This is a genomic window from Caproicibacter fermentans (assembly GCF_009746625.1).
Taxonomy (GTDB): Bacteria; Bacillota; Clostridia; order Oscillospirales; family Acutalibacteraceae; genus Caproicibacter; species Caproicibacter fermentans.
Genome location: NZ_VWXL01000052.1, coordinates 254,417 through 275,341, shown reverse-complemented (window position 1 = coordinate 275,341; position 20,925 = coordinate 254,417). Strand labels below are relative to the sequence as shown.

The window sequence follows — 20,925 nt, the reverse complement described above, 5'->3', positions numbered from 1 at the left end:
GAACGCCGCAGGCGCGTCCCGACCGGATGGTCCGGCCGGTCAGGTGCGGTAGTCGCCGTTGATTTTTACATAGTCGTAAGTAAGGTCGCAGCCGAACGCCGTCGCCCGCGCGTCCCCGTCGCGGAGTTTTACGAGGATGGTAACCTCGTCCTCCGAAAGGACTTTTTTTGCCAGTTCCTCGCTGAACGGAATCCCCGCGCCGTTTTCGCAAACCGAAAGCCCGCCGGCTTTTGAAGCGAAAGAAACGTCGACTCTGCCAACGTCCGTTTCGGCCCCGCAGTATCCGACGGCGCAGAGGACGCGGCCCCAGTTCGCGTCCGCGCCGAACATCGCGGCTTTCACAAGACTGGAACAGATGACTCCCTTTGCGGCTTTCTTTGCGTTTTCCTCGTCCTTCGCTCCGGTCACCGTACAGATAAGCAGGCGGGAGGCTCCTTCCCCGTCCTTTGCAAGCATCCGCGCAAGCGCGGTGCACAGCTCCAGAAGCGCCCCGGCAAAGATTTCGTAATCCTCGCCTTCCGCTTTTGTGAGTTCCGGATTTCCCGCTAAACCGGAGGCCATCACGGCGCAGGTGTCGTTGGTGGAGGTATCCCCGTCGACGCTGACCATGTTGAAGCTTTTGTCCACGGCCGCGCGCAGCGCCGTATCCAGCACCGGGGCGGAGACCGCCGCGTCCGTCGTCACAAAGCAGAGCATGGTTCCCATATTCGGGTGAATCATGCCGGAGCCCTTCGCAATGCCGCCGATCCTCACGGTTTTCCCGCCGAGTGTGCATTTCACCGCGAGGTTTTTGACGACGGTGTCGGTCGTCATGATTGCTTTCGCCGCTTCGAGCGAGCCGTCCTTCGACAGCAGGGAGGCAAGCTGCGAAACGCTGTTTTCAATCGGTTCGATCGGCAGCGGCACGCCGATGACCCCGGTGGAAGCCACGATCACGTCGTCCTCCCTGATTCCGAGCGCCTTTGCCGCCGCACGGCACATGCGCTCCGCCTTTTCCACCCCGTCCGCGTTGCAGGTGTTCGCGTTGCCGCTGTTGACGATCACCGCGCGGGCGGTACCGTCCTTTAAATGTTCTTTCGTCACCAGAATCGGCGCGCCTTTGACCAGATTCTGCGTGTAAACCGCCGCGGCGCTGCACGGCACCGCCGAACAGATCATCGCAAGGTCCGGTTTCGACGTGTTTCTCCGAATGCCGCAGTGCATTCCCCACGCGGTGAACCCCCGCGCGGCGGTCGCGCCGCCCTCCACAAACTGAATTGCCATTTTTTCAGCCTCCCGTGTTGATCCTGCCCGCGCGGGAGGATGTTTTCTCCGCCGTTTCAGGAATTAAATTCAGGAACTTTTTTTCAATCACTGTTCCTTTGGTGAATCGCTGATAAGATGCCGGGCGTACTCCTGATTCTCTTTGTTCACATAGAGATAGTACCTCTTCCGATAGGCGGGGTTTTCGCCCATGCGCGCCATCGAGTTGATCCTCCGCTCCGAGCCGAACGGGTCCATTTTGATGCGGTCCCTGATTCTGTAATCATACTCGATCCCATTCTGATCCAGGATTCGGCGCAGCCGGTTGAATTCCTCCATGGAATACCCCAGCCAGAGTTCGGTTCTCTGCCAAAACCACATGGTCAACACCCTTTCTCTGTTTTTTTCGATTCTGCCACAAAACAAGAGTGATTTTCCAATCAGAATAACGCACACAGCTGTTGTTCTTCTGGGGCAAGGTGCCCCTTAACCCTAATTTTTTCTAATTTTCTCTCTGTCCTCAGGCCGCACGGGGTCGGAATGGGGCTTTCCGCGCCGCAGAGCGGCATTTTTGATTTCTTCTTGGGGCCAAGTGCCCCTTAACCCTAATTATTTCTTTTATTTTACTCTGTCCTCAGGCCGGACAGGGACGCAAAGCGTCTATCGCGCTACGCGGCCTTGAGCCTTAGAAACAGAAAGAAATAAATCTCTGTTCTCAACTTAGGAACCCTCAACTGGGGGCTATGAGAAAGTAATAGTTAGGGGACTTCAACTTCCCGTCGAGGAAGGTACCTAACCGTCCCCCCTACACCCCCGGCACCTGTCAAGGGACCCGCTCCAATTCTCAAGTGTTGTGCTTTTCATTGACGGTCCCATTCTTTCCCTGCGTGCTTAGTTAGAAAGCATACAGAGAATTGTCAGTTGCTAAAGTTAACTGTTGCAGCGCATAGAGAATCCACAGGCGTAATAGCAAGTTTTCTAAGATGAATGAGATTGGAATATCGACGGCTTGAGTCAAGGCAAGCTAATGACTTACAGTTGCCTTCTCATAAAGCAGTGGCTTTCATTCCGGAGCCCCCGTCGCCAATGAGAAGCAGTGGGCTTTAGAACATCGCTTTTCCCCTTGACAGGTGCCGGGGGATCGTGCCGCGCTGCACGCAGCGCGAAAGACGCTTTGCGTCCGTAAAAGGCACTCAGAACGCGGGAGAAATCGCCGTCAGGCCGGTCTTTTCGTCAAGCCCGAACAGAAGATTCATATTCTGCACCGCCTGCCCCGCCGCGCCCTTGACCATGTTGTCGATCGCGGAGATCGCGATCAGCATGGAGTCGTGCGGGTCAAAATGAAGAGAAATGTCGCAGAAATTCGACAGGCGGACGTTCCTGATGTCCGCGGCTTTGCCCTCGGGCAGAAGCCGGATAAAATACTCGCCCGCATACTTCTTCTCATACGCCGCGCGCACCTCGTCCGGCGTCGCGCCGTCTTTCAGCCGCGCGTAGCAGGTCGCGAGGATTCCCCGGTTCACCGGCAGCAGATGCGGCACAAACGTGACGGTCACGTCTTTGCCGGAGATCCGCCGCAGGGACTGCTCCATTTCCGGATTGTGCCGGTGGCTCGCCACCTTGTAAGCCGAACAGCTTTCGTTCAGCTCCGCAAAATGCGTGTTCTGCGTCAGGCCGCGCCCCGCGCCGGTCACGCCGGTCTTGCAGTCCGCGACGATCCCTTTGTACTCGATGAATCCGCCGGCCAGCGCCGGCGCCAGCGCAAGCGGCACCGCCGTGGTAAAGCAGCCCGGGTTCGCAACGATTTTTTTTCCCCTGATTTCGTCGCGGAACAGCTCCGGCAGGCCGTAGGCCGCCTGCCCGTGCAGCTCCGGGTGGGCGAACGTGCCGTTGTACCACTTTTGATAGTCTTCCTCGTTTTTCAGGCGGAAGTCCGCGCCGAGGTCGATAAACGCTTTTCCCTGTTCAAAGCACTCCGCGGCCAGCTCCTGTGAAAGGCCGTGCGGCAGGGCGGCGAACACGACGTCGCTTTTTTCAACGGCCTCTTCCTGCGTGCCGCAGACGATATCGCAGAGCTGGTAGTACGCCGGGTAAATTTCGCTGAGGCGCTGCCCGGTAAAGCTGACGGAGCTCGCCGCCGCCAGTTCCGCCTGCGGATGCTGCGAAAGCAGCCTTGCCAGCTCCGCGCCCGCGTATCCGGTCGCTCCGACGATTCCGGCCTTAATCATCCTCTGTTCCCTCCAGCAGCTTTAAAATCCGGTTTGCCTGAAACTCCACGTTCTTCGGCGCCGGGCCGCCGAGAACCTTCCGGCCGTTAACGCAGCGCTCCAGCGAAATCGCGTCGTAAACGGATTTATCAAACAGTTCGCTCCGCTTTTTATACTCCTCAAGCGGAAGCGTTTCGAGCGTCAGGCCCCGCTCAATACATTCCGCGACCAGCTCGCCCGTAATTTTGTACGCGGTGCGAAACGGCATCCCCTTTCCGACCAGATAATCCGCGCAGTCCGTCGCGTTGATGAATCCCTTCGCCGCGGCGGCGCGCATGTTTTTCGGCAGAACCTTCATCGTGTCAATCATCGGGGTAAACGCCGTCAGGCACAGCTTCAAAGTATCGACCGCGTCGAAAATCGCTTCCTTGTCCTCCTGCAGATCTTTATTATAGGCAAGGGGAAGGCCCTTCATCATTGCAAACAGCGTCGTCATGTCGCCGATGGCCCGGCCGCTCTTGCCGCGCACCAGCTCCGCGATATCCGGGTTCTTTTTCTGCGGCATGATGCTCGACCCGGTCGAAAACGCGTCGTCCAGCTCGATGAATTTGAATTCCCAGGAGCACCAGAGGACGATTTCCTCCGAAAAACGGGAGAGATGCACCATTGCAATCGAGATGCAGGAAGCAAGCTCCAGGCAGAAATCCCGGTCGGAAACGCCGTCCAGACTGTTCTGCGTCGGGCCGGAGAAGCCGAGCAGGGAAGCGGTGCGCTCCCGGTCGATGGGATAGGTCGTCCCCGCCAGCGCGCAGGAACCGAGCGGGCAGAAATCCATCCGTTTCACCGCGTCCTTCAGGCGGGACGCGTCGCGCAGGAACATCTCGGCGTAAGCCATCAGGTGATGCCCGAACGTAATGGGCTGCGCTCGCTGCATATGGGTGTAGCCCGGCATCACGTCGCCGCTGTGCTCCAGCGCTTTTTTGCACAGCACCCGAATCAGCCCGTTCAGCTGGTTTTTCAGCCCCGCGCACTGCTTTTTCAGGTGGAGACGCAAATCGACGGCAACCTGATCGTTCCGGCTGCGCGCGGTGTGCAGGCGCTTGCCCGCGTCGCCCAGGCGGGCGGTAAGCTCGCCCTCCACAAAGGTGTGGATATCCTCGGCCTGCGGGTCGATGGAAAGCGTCCCGCTCTTGAAATCCGCGAGGATTCCGGTTAGGCCCCCGCGGATTTTTTCCGCCTCGTCCTGCGCAATCACGCCGCACTCGCCCAGCATGGCCGCGTGCGCGATGCTGCCCTCAAGATCCTCCTCCGCCATCCGGCTGTCAAAAGAAATCGAGGAGTTGAAATCATTGACCTTGCTGTCCAGTTCCTTGTGGAACCGGCCCGCCCAAAGCTTCAAAAAAGCTTCCCCCTCACACAAATCAGAAATAAAAGGAAGGGTTCGGCCCCGCCGCGCGCGCCGCGCGCCGTGTTACGGGGCCGTTCCCCTTTCGGAATATCGTCCTTTTTGCTTCTTTTTTTATTTTTGGTCCTTCTGCTTCTTCATCGCCTGAACCGCGATGGGCAGGCCGAACAGGTTGATAAAGCCTTCCGCGTCCGCCTGATTGTAGACGTGGTCTTCGCTGAACGTCGCAATTTCTTCATTGTAGAGCGAATACGGCGAAACGGCGCCCGCGTCGATGATGTTGCCCTTGTAAAGCTTCAGCTTGACGTCTCCGGTTACGGTTTCCTGAGTGGAATCCACAAAAGCGGAGAGCGCCTCGCGCAGCGGGGTGAACCATTTGCCGTCGTAAACCAGCTCGGAGAATTTCTGACCGACAATCTGTTTAAAGTGGAACGTGTCCTTGTCGAGGCAAAGCTCTTCCAGCTTGCGGTGCGCGTGGTACAGGATCGTGCCGCCCGGGGTTTCGTACACCCCGCGGGACTTCATGCCGACCAGCCGGTTTTCCAGCAGGTCGATGATGCCGATGCCGTTCTCGCCGCCGACCTTGTTCAGCTTCGCGATCAAGTCCACGCCGCAAAGCTTTTCGCCGTCCACCTTGACCGGAACGCCCTTTTCAAACGCGACGGTCACATAGGCGGGCTTGTCGGGAGCCTTTTCCGGCGAAACGCCGAGCTCCAGAATCTTGTCGTACTGCGGTTCGTTTGCCGGATCCTCCAGATCGAGGCCCTCGTGCGAGAGATGCCACAGGTTTTTATCCTTCGAATAGTTGGTTTCCCTTGTAATGTTCAGCGGAATGTCGTGCGCTTCCGCGTAGTCGATTTCCTCGTCGCGGGACTTGATGTCCCAGATTCTCCACGGAGCGATGATTTTCATCTCCGGGGCAAACGCCTTGATGGCCAGCTCAAACCGGACCTGGTCGTTGCCCTTGCCGGTGCAGCCGTGCGCGATGGCGTCCGCGCCCTCGGCCCTGGCAATCTCCACCAGCCGCTTTGCGATCAGCGGCCTCGCGAACGACGTGCCCAGCAGATACTTTTCCTCATATTCCGCGTCGGCTTTCAGCGTCGGCCAGATGTAATCCTCGACCAGCTGTTTTTTCAGGTCCGCGATATACAGCTTGGAGGCGCCGGTTTTCTTGGCTTTTTCCTCCAGGCCGGAAAGCTCCGCGCCCTGCCCGACGTCCGCCGCCACGGCGATAACCTCGCAGCCGTCAAAGTTTTCCTTCAGCCACGGAATAATAATCGAAGTATCCAGACCGCCCGAATACGCCAGCACTACCTTTTTGATTTTATGTTCCATTGCGCACAGCCACCTTTTCTCGAGTTCCGTTGTTCCGTTTTCTTTCTGAGTTTCATTATACGCCGTTTATACAGGAAATCAAGCCAATTTTGCATATTTATTCATTTTGTCGGATTGAATAAAAATACATGTAATATTCAGGATAATTTTTACATTCCCCGATTCTTGGAACTTCGGTTGCGATTCCTAAAAAAATGGGATAAAATAACAGCAGCGAATCAAAAATCCGCTCACCGAAAAAACGCCGCCCGGCCGAGCCGGGCATCTGAAAAGGAGGAATCATTATGTTTCAGGAAATTCCGATTTCGGAACTTCAGTTCAACCCGTTCACCATGATCGACAAGGAATGGATGCTGATTACCGCGGGCAGCGCGGAACAGTGCAACACCATGACCGCCAGTTGGGGGGGCCTCGGCATTTTATGGAATAAAAACGTTTCAACCATATACGTGCGCCCGACCCGCTACACGCTGGAGTTTTTGAACCGCGAATCCCATTATTCGCTCTGTGTGCTCGACGAATCCCGCCGCGCCGCGCTCAACTACTGCGGCAGCCACTCCGGCAGGGACGGCGACAAGATCAAGGCGGCGGGCCTGACTCCCGTCTTTACGGAAAACGCTCCCTACTTTGAAGAAGCGAAGCTCGTCCTCATCTGCCGCAAGCTTTACAGGCAGGAGCTAAAGCCGGACTGCTTTATCGACCCCGCGGTTCGGGAAAAGAACTACAAGGAAAACGATTTTCACAGCGTCTTCATCGGTGAAATCGAAAAGGTGCTGAAAAAGGCCTGACGCCGCCGATCTGACTAGGAGGGATTTTTTTGAAACGTCTCTGCGCGGCAGTTCTGTGCGCCTCGCTGATCGTTCTGTCCCCGGCGGCGGTTTCCGCCAACTCCGGGCCCTCCCATTGGGAGACCTCCCCGTCTTTTTCGGTCACGCCGCTCTCGGACTGCCCGATTACGGTGACGGAGGAGGACCTTTCCTTCGACTTTGCCGGGCAGGAACACTCCGGTTTCAGCCCCCTGGCAACGGTCACCGCACAGTACCGAATGAAAAATCCGACTGCGGAAGCGCGGAACGTGCAGATGGCGTTCCCGCTGATCGCAAGCCTTTCCGACCTGCCGCGACTGGGGAAAATCCAGATTCAGGCGGACGGCAAAGACCTGCCGTTCCGGATTTCAGTCGGCGGGGAAAAGCCGAGGGGAGGAGTCTCCGACTACTACTTCACGGAGGAAGGGGAGCTTCAAAAGACGAACCTTCCCTCCTTTCAGGAGATTCTCCGCTCCGTGTCCGCACCTCCCGCCGCGCCGGAAGCGCTGAGCGGGCAGGGGACTCTGTACCGCTTCCGCTGCGCGGGGAATTTCCATTTGAAGGCCGACCTTCAGGCACTGGGAGAGAACGCCGCGCTGCTGACCACCGGAGTCAGCGGCTTTTCCCAAACCGGCTCCGGAATTCACCTGACCGGCTGGTCGGACGCGAAGAGCGGCGAGATGTCCGTGCTGGTATTCGGCGATGTGTCGAAGCCGGAGGTTGCGGCTTATCAAGACGGGGAGTGCCGGCAGAAAGCCGACGACGACGTGAACGTTACGGAAGAAAAACAGGACGCCGGCTCTTTCCTGCGGGAAAAGCTGAAACAGACCGAGGTCTATCAGGCGTACCCGACGGAGGATTTTCTTTCCGCGCTGACAAGCGCGGCGCTGCGGGCCGCCGGGAACTCCCTGGTCGCGTTCGGCGACGGAGAGCTGTATGGCTTTCTCGATCAACAGCGCATTCTGGTTTTAACCTATGAAGTGCCGTTCCCCGCGAACGGCACGCGGCGGGTTTCCGTCCGGTACCCGATGAGCGGCGCGATGAATTCGGAGAAAACCGCCTCGCCGGTATATTCCTACGGCTACCTGCTCAGCCCGGCGAAAAGCTGGGCCGGGTTTCAAGACCTGAGCATCCGGGTCATTCCGCCGCAGAAAGCGCCGTACCTGGTAAAAAGCAGCATCCCGATGACCCGTTCACAGAATGGGTCCTACTCGGCGAAGCTCGGGTCTTTGCCGGACGGCGATCTGACGTTCTCGCTTTACCCGTCGGAAAAACTCACGCCGAAGCCGGCGTTCTCCCATGTTGACTACGGATTGCTTCTGACCCTGGTCTTAATCGGAATTTTGCTTTTGCTGTTTTTGCTGTTCCTGCATCTTTTTTCTTTCCGCAGAGCCGACTCTTAACAAAAAGCTCCGGGCAGCACTGTCTCTGTCCGGAGCTTTTCGATTCCGATCGGCAGGTCTTTTTCACGCGGTTTTCTGACTTCCGACCTGCTCTTTGAGCCATTTCGCGCCGTCCTCTTCCGCCCCTTTCGCCGTAAGGAACGCTTCCGGCAGCTTTGATTTCAATTCTTTCTCCGCCAGGCGGTTGCCGCGAAAATCCACCTGATAGGCGCCGTCCTGTTTTTCCGGGGACAGATTCGTCCAGCCCCAGCCTTTAAAATCCGGAAGCGAAGCAAGGCGGTTATCGGAAGCGTCCAGACAAAGAAGCCCTTTTCCGCTGGTTCCCTCGCCCGGGATATCCCGAAGAAAGTCTAAATCCGTCAGGGCGTTGTCAGACAGATAGAGCTGCGTGAGGAATTTCCCCGAAAGACTTTGGACGCGTGCGATCCGGTTGTGCGACAAATCGAGATAGATCACGTCGGTATGAAGCGCGCCGACTTTTTCAATCCGATTGTACGAAAGGTCCAGAACCTCGAACATCGCGCCGCTCAGCGCGTCGATCCCTGTGATTTCATTATGGCTTAGATTCAGATATTTGATTCCGGTTATTTTCAGTAATCCGAGCGGCGACAAATCCGTAATTTCATTGTCCGACAGGTCCAGATGGTCGAACAGCAGGCCCGCCGAGTTTAAAAGCAGCATTGGCGCGGTCAGGGAATACAGGCCGGTCACCCGGTTGCCGTTCAGATACACGCTGATTAAATCCGATTTGGCTGCGGTGCGCGCGCGTTTCACAAGCGGAGAAAGGTCGCTTACCTTGTTGTGCTCCAGATGGATTTCAACGGCGCTCAGGTATTCCACCCCCTGAACGGACCGGATTCCCTTCCGTTCCCAGTGCGCGGTATAGGGCACGGCGCGCGCCTCGCCCGTCTGCAGCTTCCCGTCCCCGTTTTCGTCCACAGGCGTCTTGCCGTCCTGCTGTTTTGTTTCCAAAACCGCCTTGTAAAACGCCCTGTCCGGAATTCCGGAGTCGTCGTTCGGAATGACCTTGTCGAGGGCTTCAAACGAGGACGCGGCGGAAGACGCCGAAGAAGCCGAAGAGGAAGCGCCCGGCGCGGAGCCGGACGCGGCGGAAGACGCCCGCGGCGGCGAAAACCGCGTCGGAATGGATGTTTTGTCACAGCCCGCCGACAAAAAGATCAGAAAAGCCGCCAAAATAAGCGGAAGTCCCGCGCGATTTTCCCTCTTGATGGCAAACGCCTCCGTTCCAGATTAACAGGGGCAGCGCATCGCCGCATCCACGCTCATCCGCCCGGCCCAAAGCCGTGCCGCCCCTTTTGGCGGGCCGCCCGTGGAAGTTCTGCATCACGCTGTCCGCAGGGATTCCTCCCTGCTCCCGGCCGCCCGCATGGAAGCAGGCTTTTCCTGTACAAAAATGATGTGAGAGTGTATCATAGTCTTGCAGTTCAACACCGCACTTTTTCCGGTATATTATACCTCTGTTTCCAATCTCTTTCAAGAAGACAAAGTCTTTCGCGCTGTGCGCTGCCTTGGGGCAAGGCGTTCCTTTCGCGGCCGCAGCGCTGTGCTTCAAATTTTTATTTGGGCCGGGTGCCCCCTTTTGTGTATTGGGGGGCACTGTACCCCAAGATCATAAAATCAAAAAGCGAGGTGATTAAAACGCGTTGTAAAAAAGCAATTATCCTGTTCTGCACGGCGGCCCTGCTCCTGTTCGGCGGCTGCTCGGCCGTTTCAGACGCCACCGGAATTTCCGCCGGCGATCTGGAAAGCTCCGCCGATCTGCTTCATTCTCAGTTTGAGAACCAGAAAATCGCGAAAATTGAGGTGCTCGCCGCCGACGACAGCCACCTGATCCGGACGATCGACGACCGGACAGTTTTGGCCGAATTTGTGAAAAAGACGGCGTCCGATCTCGCCAAGGCCGCCACGGAAACGGAAAGCAGCTCAAACTCCCCGGGGGCGGATTCCAGTCCGAATTCTGTTTTTGTCGTCTATAAAAACTCCGCCGTAAGCGGCGGCGACCCCGAAGAGATTTACCGTCTGACCACTTTCGCGGACAGCAGCGCCATTCAGGTGAAGATTTCTTCGAACGCTGTAAAAAGCCTGAAGCTTCCGGAACAGTTCTTAACCTTTTCTTTTCAGACGTCCGATTCCGTCCTCGAGTATTTAAATTCGCTTGCGGCGGATTAAATAGAAAATCATCGTTATGGGCAGGGATAAAAACACAGCCCCGGTTGGTAGTCCGGGCGCGGCGGACCGCCGTCAGTAACCCTCCTCCTAGGTTGTCCGTTCCCTGCTCCCACAGAAATTAGGAGGATTCCTATGGATGGATCCATCAAACTGACCGTTTTTTTCGACGACCCGTTCTGGGCTGCGGTTTACGAACGCACCGCGGACGGAAAACTGCAGGCTGCCCGGGTCGTGTTCGGCGCCGAGCCGAAGGACAGCGACGTGTACGATTTCTTTTTGCAAAACTGGAACCGCCTGCGCTTCAGTCCCCGCGTTACAGCCGGCAGGCAGGAAAAAACGAAAGTCAATCCCAAACGGATGCAGCGGCAGATTCAGCGGCAGGTCGCGGATTCCGGCGCCGGCACAAAGGCACAGCAGGCTTTCAAGCTTTTGCAGGAACAGGGCAAACAGAAACGAAAAGAAAAAACCAGGGCAATAAAAGAGGCCGAAGAGCAGCGGAAGTTCGAGCTGCGGCAGCAAAAGCGAAAAGAAAAGCACAGGGGAAGATAACGCGGGCCGCCGGGAAAAAAACCGTCGGCCTAACTTTTTTGTCAAGATTACAAGGTTCGGGCGGTGTTACGGGTGAAAGGAGGTCGAGGGGATGGGGTTTACAATGGAACCGGAAGCGGCGCTGGAGCAGTATGGAACCATGGTGTACCGGCTCGCGCTTGCCAGAACAAGAAACCCTGCCGATGCCGAGGACGTCTTTCAGGAGGTCTTCCTGCGCCTGGTCCGCTTCGCGCCGCGCTGCCGGGACGAGGAACATCTGAAAGCGTGGCTGCTTCACGCAACCGTCAACTGCACCCGCAGCCTGTGGAAAAAGATCCTCCGGCGCCGGGAGGAGCCTTTTCCTCCGGACGGAGAGCTTCCGGACCGGGAGAAGGACGAATCCTCCGACGTTTATCGCTGCGTCATGCGGCTGCCGGTCCAATCCCGCACCGTGATTCATTTGTTTTATTACGAGGATCTGTCGATTGATGGGATCGCCCGCGCGTTAAAAATCAGCTATTCGGCAGCGGCGAAACGGCTGAGCCGGGCCCGGGAGCTTTTGAAGCGCGATCTTGAGAAAGGAGAAGAATATGAGGAGTTTTCGGAGCGAATACAAAAGGGAAGCCGATCTCCGGCCCATTCCAAATGACCTGTTCGACCGCACAAGAAAGGCGATGCGGAAAACGCCGCGCCGCGGAAAAACCCGCTGGGGCATTCTGATTCCGGTCTGCGCCCTGCTTGCGCTCGGTTCCGTCACCGTAGTCGGCTACGGCATTGGGCAGTTCGCGCCGTTTTCGGGGCCGATTTACCAGAAGACGCTCGATTCTTCCGTCCCCGCGCCGGTGAACGCCGCCGTGGGCAAAACGGTTCAAAAATCCGCGCAGGGAAGCGGGCTTTCGGTCACCGTAAACCGGACGGCGTGCGACAACCGGAGAATATATATCGACTTCACGGTAAAGAGCACGGATTCCGCGCCGCTTCAGGTATCCACCGCGTACCGCAGGTCGCAGCTCCCGCGCAGCGGCTTTGCGGAGGCGACTCTCGCCGTGGGCTCAAAAAGCGTCGAATGCCACGCTTTTCGCACGGACGACGCCTCCGTCGAGGATACCGCGCAGTTTGAAGCGATTGCACAGGGGGATTTTTCAGGGCAGAACGGCAAACCGGTGACGCTGTCGCTCAAGGATTTCACCGACGAGGTGGATTCCTGCGAGGACGCCGGGTTCCTCTGTCAAAACCTTGGGGAGCTGTACCGGAAGATGAAACCGGAGCGGCCGGAAAACTTTCTGAAAACGGGGCTGTTCGACGTTTATGCGGACAAATCATTGACCGCTCCCAGCTGGACCATTCCGGCGGGAAAGCAGCGCGTCCGGTTTTCCGACCAATACCCCGGCTCCTACGTTGACAACATCGGGTTCCACAAAACCGGGGAATACGGCTGTCAGCAGGACCTGCTCTATCTCAGCATCACGCCCGGCAGCGACTCGGAGGCGTCCGCGCTGAAACAGCTTTGCTTCCAGAACACGGAAACGGGAAACCCGGTCGATTTCTTTGACGAGATCATCACCGGGAACGGCGTGGAGCACGTGGGCTTCGACAGTGAAAAAGCATACAAAAAGGCGGTGAAAGAGGATACCGCCCGAAAACTTGCCGTGAACAACGGAAGGATCGTTCTCGCGCTGGACCCCGGGATGGACGACAACCGCCTGGCCGGCGACTGCACGGCGGACGATCTGGACCATTACCGGATTGCCCGGAATTTCAAATCGGAAACGCTGGTCCGTTTTCCCGGCGAATGGGACATTCCGTTCACGCTCTCGTTTGCCGACACATCGCGGACCTTCCATCCGGCTAAAAGCTATACGACTCCGGACGGGCTGCCTATCACGTTTCAGAGCATCACGGTTTCCGACCTGTCGATCTCTTTTTCGGGAACCTGCGCGGAGGGCGGAAGAAAAGCGCTCTCTCCAAACACGGAAATCAAGCTCTTTCTGAAAGACGGTTCCGTCGTGACGGAGGACAAAAATAAAATCGGCGGAAGCGGGGGGCCCGGCGGGGATTTTGAGTTTTCCGGCAGCTTCGGAACCCTGGTCGACGCGGAACAGATCGAATCGATCGAACTGTTCGGAGTCCGCGTGCCGCTTGAATCATAACGTCATAACGCCGCCCGAAACGCGCGAAGCCGGCTCCCGGAAAAATTCCGAAAGCCGGCTTTTCTGCGCGCCGCCGATTTTACTCGATTTCGAATTTGTCCACCAGCGCTTTGAGCTGCTGCGCCTGGCCGCTCAGCTCCTCGCTGGAAGCCGCCGCCTCTTCCGCGGTGGCGGAAGTCGTCTGCACCGTTGCGGAAATCTGGTCCAGCCCCTGGCGGATCTGGAGGATGGAACCGGCCTGCCCGGCCGTGGTTTTCGCGATTCCCTCCATCAGCTGCGACGTGCGGTGGACGCTGTCCGCCGCTCTGGAGAACGATTCCTTCGTTTCCTCCGCGACGGAGGTTCCGTTTTCCACGCTTTGCAGGGAAGCTTCGATCAGCACCGCGGTATCCTTCGCGGCCTGCGAACTTTTCGCCGCCAGATTGCGGACCTCGTCCGCGACCACGGAGAAACCCTTTCCGGCCTCGCCCGCGCGCGCCGCCTCCACCGCGGCGTTCAGAGCGAGGATATTCGTCTGGAACGCGATATCGTCAATCGTTTTCAGAATTTGGCTGATCCGGCCGGAGGATTCGCGGATCTCCTCCATCGCCCCGGAAAGCCGCGCCATCCGTTCGTTTCCGGACCGCATCTGCTCCGCGGCGTCGGTGGAAAGTCCGTTCGCCTCTTTGGCGTGTTCGGCGTTGCTCTCGACATTCCGTGAAATTTCCATCACGGAAGCGGAAAGCTCTTCCACGGAAGCCGCCTGCTCCGTGGCGCCCTGCGAAAGCGCCTGAGAGCCGCTCGCCATCTGCGCCGAGCCCGCCGCGACCTCGTCGGCGGCGTGCGTGATGCCCGCGAAGGTATCCGACAGCGTGGCGCGGATATGGAGCAGCGAAGTCTTGATTCTGGCAAATTCGCCCTCGTAATCGCATTTCAGGTCATAGACGAGATTCCCCTCGGCGATCCGGTCCAGCACGGAGGAAATTTCATCGATATACCGGATATACTCCTTGAGCCTTCCCACAATATTGGAAACAGCGGCGCCGACCTGTCCGATTTCGTCGGACGAGCGGACGTCCACGGCCACTTCGAGGTCGCCGTCCGCGATTTTCTGCGCGGAACCCCTCAGCTTTTTCAGCGGCCTGACGATCGAAAGCGAGATGAGAACCAGCAGAATGCACAGCAGAATCAGTGAAATTCCGTAGACAAGCGCCATCGTTCCCTGCACGGAGGAGACCGAGCTGCTGTACTCGTCTTCCGGCAGCCCGGTCGTCACCGCCCATCCGGTTTTTCCCACCGCCGAAACGTACCCGTAATTCGTGTGTCCAAGGGCCCGGTACGTGATGATTTTCGCGGTCCTGTTTGAAATTGCGGAAACCAGATTGCCCGCAAGACCCGCCTCAGACATGCTCTTATCGTTCCAGCTTTTGTCCGGCGAGCTGACGATCATTCCGTCTTTGGAGGTAAGGATCAAAAAGCCGTTCGTTCCCAGCTTGTAGCCGTCCACGATCTTCCCGAGCGTGTCAAGGGTGACGTCTACCCCTACGGCGCCGATGATGGCGCTTCCGTCTTCCCCATAGACCGGGCATACGACGCTGACGATCTGCCGGTTCGTCGCCGCGTCCTGATAAGGTTCCGTCAGCACTTCTCCGTTTTTCCCGACCATTTCCTTGTACCAGGGCCGCTCCGTAATCGTAAAACCGGAGGTCATCACCTGCCCGGTGGACTGTATCAGCTGGCTCGTGTCCACATCGGCCGCCCACACCGCCAGAACGTTATCCGGGTCCATCTTCTGAACGTTTTGCAGCGTCTGCAAGACGGACATGTACTCGCCGCTCTGCATGACGGAGGAGCCTTTTCCCGCATCCCGGAACAGCTTCTGAACCTGCGTGTTCGCCGCAAGGCTTTCCGCGGATTTCAGGTAACCGGTGAAATATTCGCTGATCTGGCCTGAAACCGATTCAGACTGCGCCTTGAGCTGAGTTCCGATGATCTGTGAAACGGACTGCCGCACATTGTTCAGTACGAGCGCGGCGGCAACGCAGAAAAAGCAGAGGACGGGGATTCCGATCCATAGAAGCAGTTTGGCCGTCAGGCTGCGGCCGACCAAATCAATTCCGATTCTATGCCCCGGATTTTGCCTCGGCTTCGGTTTTTTGCCCCGGTTATGGTTCAATTTCAGTTTCATTTCCGCGACCAACTCCTTTGAAAATTGTAATTTTTGTCGGGACAGCAGCAAATACGTATTATTTTAATTTATCGGCCGGTACTTAAAAAAATTGACCGAGACCCTCTCCCAAACTTCCCGCCCAGCGGGCTCAAAACCGGAAAAAATCACCGCGTCGGGCCGTTTATTTTACTCTGCGGATTATACTTTAGGCACATGGAACGAAATCAGATTCATTTCATCCGACGTTTGGTGTAGTATGACATATTTTGGAAGCATAAAAAAACTCCGCGAATCCTTCGCGGAGCCAGCCTGTTTAAAAACAAACAAGCCGTTAAAAATCGTACGGGACAAGACGGCAAACCTGCCAATAAGGGACTCTCTGCTCTGTCTGTACGTGACCGGACTTTACGGGTGCAGCCGACGCCGCAGGTAAAATTGCATTGCGGTTTTATCGGCGCCCTGACGGAGATTTCCTCTTATTCAATAATATATTTGCTCAGCGCCCCGGAAAGGTCCGGGGGAATATTCGCCGTCAGCATAAAGCCGTTTTCGGTGTATTCCTCGCTCTCCACGCTTCCATTTTTGCGAATCTCCGCCTCAAGGCCGGATTCCGTAAACGGAAGAAGCAGCCGGACCCGCATGGACGGCGCCTCCAGATTGTCTTCAATCGTCTGCAAAAGCTGATTCAGCCCCTCCCCGGTTTTGGCGCTGATCCGCACGGCGTGGCCGATCATCGGGATCTCGCCGAGATCCGGGATCAGATCACATTTGTTCAGGACGGGAATCACGGGCCTGTCCCCGCAGCCGAGCTCAGAAAGGAGGCTTTTCGCCACGTCCAGATGCGCCGGTGCCTCCGGGCTGGAAGCGTCGCACACGTTCAGAATGATGTCCGCCTCCGCGGCCTGCTCCAGCGTGGAGCGGAACGCCCGCACCAGGTGATGGGGCAGCCTGCGCACCAGCCCGACGGTATCGATCAGCAGCACCGTCTCGCCGCCCGGCAGCCGCAGCGCGCGGGCCGTCGGGTCCAGCGTGCAGAACAGCATGTCCTCCGCCGGCACGCCCGCGCCGGTCAGCGCGTTCATCAAAGTCGATTTTCCCGCGTTCGTGTAGCCGACCATTGCCACGGTGACAAAGCCGTCTTTTTTTCTACGCCGGCTGATCTGCCTGCGGTGCATCTCCACGTCGTGAATCTGTGCGGTGAGCGAATCGATCCGGCGCCGGATGTGCCGCCGGTCGGTTTCCAGCTTGCTTTCGCCCGGCCCCCGCGTGCCGATTCCGCCGCCGAGCCGGGAAAGCTCGCTTCCGCGCCCGCCCAGGCGGGGCAGCAGATATTTCAGCTGGGCAAGCTCCACCTGCAGCTTGCCCTCCCTGCTCTGCGCTCTTGAGGCGAAAATATCCAGAATCAGCATTGTTCTGTCGACGGCGCGAACCCCGCTTTCCCGTTCGATGTTCCGAATCTGGGTCGGGGTCAGCTCACAGTCAAAGATCAAAAGGTTCAATTCGTATTTTTGAACAAACTCGGTAATCTGCCGCATCATTCCGCTTCCCACGCAGGTCGCGGCGTCCTGCGAAGGCCGTTTCTGCGTCATCGCGCCGAACGGCTGCGCGCCCGCGCTGCGGGTCAGCTCGTACAGCTCGGCCAAAGACGCCTGCGCGTCGTAACCCCCCGTGTCCACTTCCACCAGCAGGGCGCGTTCCAGCTTCTCTTTATTTTCGTGCATTTTCGATTTCCCGCTCCTTTTCTGCGGTTTTCCGCGTCCGTTTCCCCTGTTTTCTCTCCGTTGTTCTATCAAAATACATCAGATTCCGGGAAAATGCAATCATATTCTGTCGAAACGGGCGCATTCCCCTATGACACGGTTATTGTATCACGAAACGCCTGTGAAATCCGATTCCGCCGTCAAATGAGCGGGGCAAAATATTTCCAGTATCCTTTGGGCTTCCGTTTGCCCGCAGGGAGGCTGCGAAAGAAAATGCGCGATAATTTTCGAATTTGCCGCGTCCTCCTCCAGGCTGACCGAAAGCCCAAATGCGGAAAGAGCCGATTCCAGCCCCTCTTTGGTGCAGGCGCCCGGCCTCACCGCGCCCAGCTTCAGCAAAGCCGCCCGCCGGTCGGAAACCCCGCCGGAGGACGGCAGCCCGCAGGCCCGCTCCTTTTCCAGGAGCCCGTAGTCGGACGCCGTCGCAACATAGCTTTCGGCCTGCAGGGCGGAAAGCCCGTTTCGCAGCGCGTTGAGCCCTTCGGCATAGGCGGCCAGCTCATAATCCACCGTCGTCGTGCCGTCCAGCCGGTACAGGCCGGTCGAGCTCAGCTGATTTTTCATCGATTCCAGGGTATCCACGCTCATCCCTCCTAAGCCACGGTAACGGTCACGGCGCCGCACACGGCAAGCTGGTTGGCTGCAACCGGCGACGACGCCGTGCTGAGGGAACAGTCGCCGATCATCCCGGTGCCGAACAGCGCGGCGACGAGTGCTGCGGGGACCACCTGCTCCGAAACGCCGAGGCCGTAAAAATAATTTTGAACCGCCGTTTTGCAGGCTGCAATCACATCGGCGGAAGCAAGTCCCGTCTTCGCGGTCACTTTTGCCGTCACGTTGTAAGCAACGGTCTGCGCCGGGGCGACGGTCACCTTGGTGCAGATTTCCCGTTCCGCGTTGAGTCCTTCCGATACCCGGCTGACCACGCCGTCGGAGGGGGCGCATCCCCTGCCGCCCAGATACAGCGCCACCGTACCGGCTCCGTTCGCCCTTGGAATCACGCTGGCCGAGTCGACCCCGTCGCAGGCGAGCGCGTAATCCCGGTAATACGCCGCGTTTCCTCCGTTCCCGGCGGCGGCGCTGCTTTGCAGCAGCCGGGAGCGCAGCGCGTCGTCCGTTTCCCTGTCCTCGCCGCCTGAAAAAGCGGCGGCGTTTGTTACGGCCTGAATGGCGGTGGGCGGCGTGACCAGAACGGAGACCGTTCCGGCCTCCGTGTTGCCCGCGCAGCCGCTTTCCTGCGCCGCAGCGGGAACGTCCACGCTGAGCGTTCCCGCTTTCAGCACGGCGGCCTGTGTCGTGACATACCGCACGGGATTGGCGCCCGCGGTGGAACAGACGATTCCGGAGTCAATCGGCAGGTCGAACCAGATGGTCGAATCACGGGAAAAAGTCAGCGTGCCGTGGGCGGCGACGGGCTCCTTCCGCACGATTCCCCGCTCCTGCGCCCGGTAATCCAGCTCCCGTCCGCTCGCGGTCTGCGCGAAGGTCTGCCGCCTGAGCCAGTCGGCCGCCGTTTCCACCGAATAAATTTCCCCCGCCAGCAGTTTCATGCGAATTCCGAGATCCGAAGCGTCGTCCGGCGAATACCCGGCGAGGTCGGTAAATTTCTTTTTCATTCTGGCCAGAATGTCTTCATAGCTTTCCGTCAGAGCTTCACCTCCACTTCACGGCTTTCGCCGCCGTAATCCAGCGTGACCGTTACGGTCGGCGGGTCGGCCTGTGAGACCGCCGCGCCGGTCACCGTCAGCTGCGGCATTCCCCGCAGCGCCTCCTGCGCCATGGAAAAGGCCTTTTCGTCCGGGAACGGCGTTCCCGATTTCAGCGTGTGCAGGCGGCTGCCGAGCGACGGGTCACAGGAAAAAGAGCCGAGCGGCACGGTCAGCCGGATCGTTGCCCGCTGAAACAGCTCCTCCTTGCCGGAAACCGATTCCGGCCTTCCGTTTTCGCCGGTGAGAAAATCCCCGCCGGATAGTTCAAGATCCATTTGCCGCCTCCCTTGAAAAGACCTTCCCGTTGATGACGATGTCTCCGTTGTTTTTCAGGTAAAGTTCCGCCCCGCCGGAGGAATACAGCAGCAGCTCCCCCGGTTTGAGCCCCCGGTCGGCGGCCAGCGTCCCGACGCAGGCGTCCCCCGCGCTGGTCGAGACAATCACGGCCTGCGCCGCGTTCGGCGGCTGATAGGCGATTCCCCACGGCCCCGCGAACGGCAGGTTCCGGTATTCGCCCGCGCCCTGCGCCGCGGCGCCGCCGGTCGTTTTCGCAAGCTCCGCGGCGGGCCTTTCCGCCTGGGACGCGATGATTTTCTGAGAAATCCACACGATTTATTTCCTCCTCAGCGTGATAACGGTATGTTCCCCCTGTGCTTCGAGCACATAGCGCGCGGACCGAACGCAGAGGGAGCCTCCGGTTTCAGTTCCGGCGATCCGCGCCGGAGACAGCGGCGGGGCCGCGATGTTTCCCGGGCAGTCCAGCACCGCCTCGAACGCGCTTTGCTCCGCCTTTTTGAGCACCGCGGAAGCGTCCGCCCCGCCGCTCAGGAAACGCCTGCGCCTGACTCCGAGCGTTTCCGCCCCGCTGTCGGCCGCCGCCAAAAAATAGGCTCCGCCGTCCGGGTCCAGCGCGTAAACTTCGGAATACAGCTCGCAGTTCCGGTTCCTCAGCAGCCCGGAGGTAAAGCGAACGCCGCCCTTCCCGAATACGATTTCCCGCCCGGGCGCCGCGCCCGACGCGTCGAACACGCCGTTCACGACGCGCGGTTCGGTCTTTAAAAAGCGGGTGCAAAAGGACGCGGCGGCGGCCCATTCGCTCATTCCCTTGGAAACGGACAAGGTTCCGGAGAAAACTTTATCTTCTCCCAGGTACCGCGCAAATCCGTATGGGCGCACATGCCGGTCGAAAACGGTCCCGAGCGACGGGTTGACATAATTCTGCGGCATTGCTTCGTTGTCCAGCAGCAGCGCCGCGCGGCTGCGGGCGGAAAGGGTGAGCGTTCCTCCGCTCAGTCCCTGCTCCTGCTCGTCCACGATTCCGTCAAAAAGCGCCGAACCGTCCCCGTTTTGAATCGTGAGGCCGGTCAGCGGCCCGCAGCTTTTCGGCATCGGGAACACTCCCTCGAACCCGTCCGCCGGGGCGTCCGCGTCGCGGTCCAGCCGGATCCTCACCGGCGCCGGCAGCCTGAACTCGCCCTCCGGCCCGGTTCCGAAACAGATCACGGCACCGTCACCTCCGTTCCAACTCCGGGGTCGTCCGGCCACTGGATGTGGGGGTTCGCGTCCCGCAGAACGTCCACGCCGACCCCGTACGCCGCCGCCACGGAAAACAGCGTGTCGCCCGCCTTGCAGACATACACCTGCGGGTCGCTGACGACCGATTCGTCCTCCGGTGCGGAGCCGTCCTCCAGAAATTCGAATTCGTACCCGATGTAATCCGGACGGGGATCGCCCTTCCGGGTCAAAGAGGAAAACACCGCCGAAAACGGCGCCATGTCCGGCAGAATCAGCTGGTTCGCTCCCTCTTCGGAAAAAACGGCGGCGAGCTTTCCGAATTCCTCCGCGCACCCGGAGCCGGAAAACGCGCCGGCGCCCCGCACCGTGCGGCTCGCGCCGCCGAGGTCCTGCAAGGCGTTCCCGACGTATGGAACCGGGTAGCTGCCCACCTTTTTTTCTCGCGAAACCGTCACGGTTTCCGGATTGCGCTGCCAGATATAGTCTTTATAGCTCATCGGTTTCAGACGCATCCGATTCCCCCTCA

Annotated in this window: 20 protein-coding genes; 6 read left to right on the top strand and 14 right to left on the bottom strand. The window is 58.6% G+C overall.

What is annotated here, in order from left to right; all coding sequences use genetic code 11:
• Positions 1-39 precede the first annotated feature (39 nt).
• The 5 genes from argJ to CAFE_RS09230 form a co-directional block, all read right to left on the bottom strand.
• Positions 40-1,263: a bifunctional glutamate N-acetyltransferase/amino-acid acetyltransferase ArgJ gene (gene argJ / locus CAFE_RS09250; protein WP_066645816.1), complete on the bottom strand. Its 1,224-nt coding sequence runs from the start codon at positions 1,261-1,263 to the stop codon at positions 40-42.
• A gap of 87 nt (positions 1,264-1,350) precedes the next feature.
• The gene (locus CAFE_RS09245; RefSeq protein ID WP_139104080.1) at positions 1,351-1,623 is read right to left on the bottom strand and encodes a hypothetical protein; all 273 of its coding nucleotides are present in this window, start codon (positions 1,621-1,623) and stop codon (positions 1,351-1,353) included.
• A gap of 812 nt (positions 1,624-2,435) precedes the next feature.
• Positions 2,436-3,470 (bottom strand): N-acetyl-gamma-glutamyl-phosphate reductase, encoded by a 1,035-nt coding sequence (gene argC / locus CAFE_RS09240; RefSeq protein ID WP_156990454.1) that lies wholly within the window; start codon positions 3,468-3,470, stop codon positions 2,436-2,438.
• Positions 3,463-4,848 carry an argininosuccinate lyase gene (argH, locus tag CAFE_RS09235; protein WP_156990453.1) on the bottom strand — a complete coding sequence of 462 codons (1,386 nt, stop codon included), beginning with the start codon at positions 4,846-4,848 and terminating at the stop codon, positions 3,463-3,465. The genes argC and argH overlap by 8 nt, the downstream gene beginning before the upstream one ends.
• A gap of 120 nt (positions 4,849-4,968) precedes the next feature.
• Positions 4,969-6,189, bottom strand: coding sequence for an argininosuccinate synthase (locus CAFE_RS09230; RefSeq protein ID WP_066645804.1), 1,221 nt, complete (start codon positions 6,187-6,189; stop codon positions 4,969-4,971).
• Positions 6,190-6,473: 284 nt separating this feature from the next.
• On the opposite strand from CAFE_RS09230, the gene CAFE_RS09225 reads away from it, so the two are divergent.
• Positions 6,474-6,977, top strand: coding sequence for a flavin reductase family protein (locus CAFE_RS09225; RefSeq protein WP_156990452.1), 504 nt, complete (start codon positions 6,474-6,476; stop codon positions 6,975-6,977).
• A gap of 29 nt (positions 6,978-7,006) precedes the next feature.
• Positions 7,007-8,398 (top strand): hypothetical protein, encoded by a 1,392-nt coding sequence (locus tag CAFE_RS09220; RefSeq protein WP_156990451.1) that lies wholly within the window; start codon positions 7,007-7,009, stop codon positions 8,396-8,398.
• Positions 8,399-8,461: 63 nt separating this feature from the next.
• Here the strand turns inward: CAFE_RS09220 and CAFE_RS09215 are convergent, their stop codons facing one another.
• Positions 8,462-9,592: a leucine-rich repeat domain-containing protein gene (locus CAFE_RS09215; RefSeq protein WP_156990450.1), complete on the bottom strand. Its 1,131-nt coding sequence runs from the start codon at positions 9,590-9,592 to the stop codon at positions 8,462-8,464.
• Positions 9,593-10,000: 408 nt separating this feature from the next.
• Between CAFE_RS09215 and CAFE_RS09210 the strand changes: the two genes are divergently transcribed.
• The 4 genes from CAFE_RS09210 (at position 10,001) to CAFE_RS09195 (ending at position 13,266) form a co-directional block, all read left to right on the top strand.
• A complete protein-coding gene (locus tag CAFE_RS09210) occupies positions 10,001-10,588 on the top strand; it encodes a hypothetical protein (RefSeq protein WP_066645789.1) in 588 nt (195 codons plus the stop codon).
• A 132-nt stretch (positions 10,589-10,720) separates the two neighbouring features.
• Entirely contained in the window at positions 10,721-11,137 is a 417-nt protein-coding gene (locus CAFE_RS09205) for a YjdF family protein (RefSeq protein ID WP_156990449.1), read from the top strand.
• 91 nt (positions 11,138-11,228) lie between these two features.
• Positions 11,229-11,765, top strand: a complete 537-nt coding sequence (locus CAFE_RS09200) for an RNA polymerase sigma factor (protein WP_156990448.1) — start codon at positions 11,229-11,231, stop codon at positions 11,763-11,765.
• On the top strand, positions 11,707-13,266 hold the full coding sequence (locus CAFE_RS09195) for a DUF4179 domain-containing protein (RefSeq protein WP_156990447.1): 1,560 nt from the start codon (positions 11,707-11,709) through the stop codon (positions 13,264-13,266). The genes CAFE_RS09200 and CAFE_RS09195 overlap by 59 nt, the downstream gene beginning before the upstream one ends.
• A gap of 79 nt (positions 13,267-13,345) precedes the next feature.
• Here CAFE_RS09195 and CAFE_RS09190 read toward each other — a convergent pair whose 3' ends face one another.
• The 8 genes from CAFE_RS09190 to CAFE_RS09155 all read right to left on the bottom strand — a co-directional run bounded on the left by CAFE_RS09190 (position 13,346) and on the right by CAFE_RS09155 (position 20,911).
• The gene (locus CAFE_RS09190; RefSeq protein ID WP_083210095.1) at positions 13,346-15,433 is read right to left on the bottom strand and encodes a methyl-accepting chemotaxis protein; all 2,088 of its coding nucleotides are present in this window, start codon (positions 15,431-15,433) and stop codon (positions 13,346-13,348) included.
• Between the two features lie 458 nt (positions 15,434-15,891).
• Positions 15,892-17,136 (bottom strand): GTPase HflX, encoded by a 1,245-nt coding sequence (gene hflX, locus CAFE_RS09185; protein WP_156990446.1) that lies wholly within the window; start codon positions 17,134-17,136, stop codon positions 15,892-15,894.
• A gap of 147 nt (positions 17,137-17,283) precedes the next feature.
• Positions 17,284-17,757 carry a hypothetical protein gene (locus CAFE_RS09180; protein WP_066645784.1) on the bottom strand — a complete coding sequence of 158 codons (474 nt, stop codon included), beginning with the start codon at positions 17,755-17,757 and terminating at the stop codon, positions 17,284-17,286.
• A gap of 11 nt (positions 17,758-17,768) precedes the next feature.
• Entirely contained in the window at positions 17,769-18,791 is a 1,023-nt protein-coding gene (locus CAFE_RS09175) for a baseplate J/gp47 family protein (RefSeq protein ID WP_156990445.1), read from the bottom strand.
• 29 nt (positions 18,792-18,820) lie between these two features.
• Positions 18,821-19,159, bottom strand: a complete 339-nt coding sequence (locus tag CAFE_RS09170; RefSeq protein WP_156990444.1) for a histidine kinase — start codon at positions 19,157-19,159, stop codon at positions 18,821-18,823.
• Positions 19,149-19,493: a hypothetical protein gene (locus CAFE_RS09165; protein ID WP_066645780.1), complete on the bottom strand. Its 345-nt coding sequence runs from the start codon at positions 19,491-19,493 to the stop codon at positions 19,149-19,151. The genes CAFE_RS09170 and CAFE_RS09165 overlap by 11 nt, the downstream gene beginning before the upstream one ends.
• A 3-nt stretch (positions 19,494-19,496) precedes the next feature.
• Positions 19,497-20,387 (bottom strand): hypothetical protein, encoded by an 891-nt coding sequence (locus CAFE_RS09160; RefSeq protein ID WP_066645778.1) that lies wholly within the window; start codon positions 20,385-20,387, stop codon positions 19,497-19,499.
• Positions 20,384-20,911, bottom strand: coding sequence for a LysM peptidoglycan-binding domain-containing protein (locus CAFE_RS09155; RefSeq protein WP_156990443.1), 528 nt, complete (start codon positions 20,909-20,911; stop codon positions 20,384-20,386). Before CAFE_RS09155 ends, CAFE_RS09160 begins: the two co-directional genes overlap by 4 nt.
• Positions 20,912-20,925: the final 14 nt, after the last annotated feature.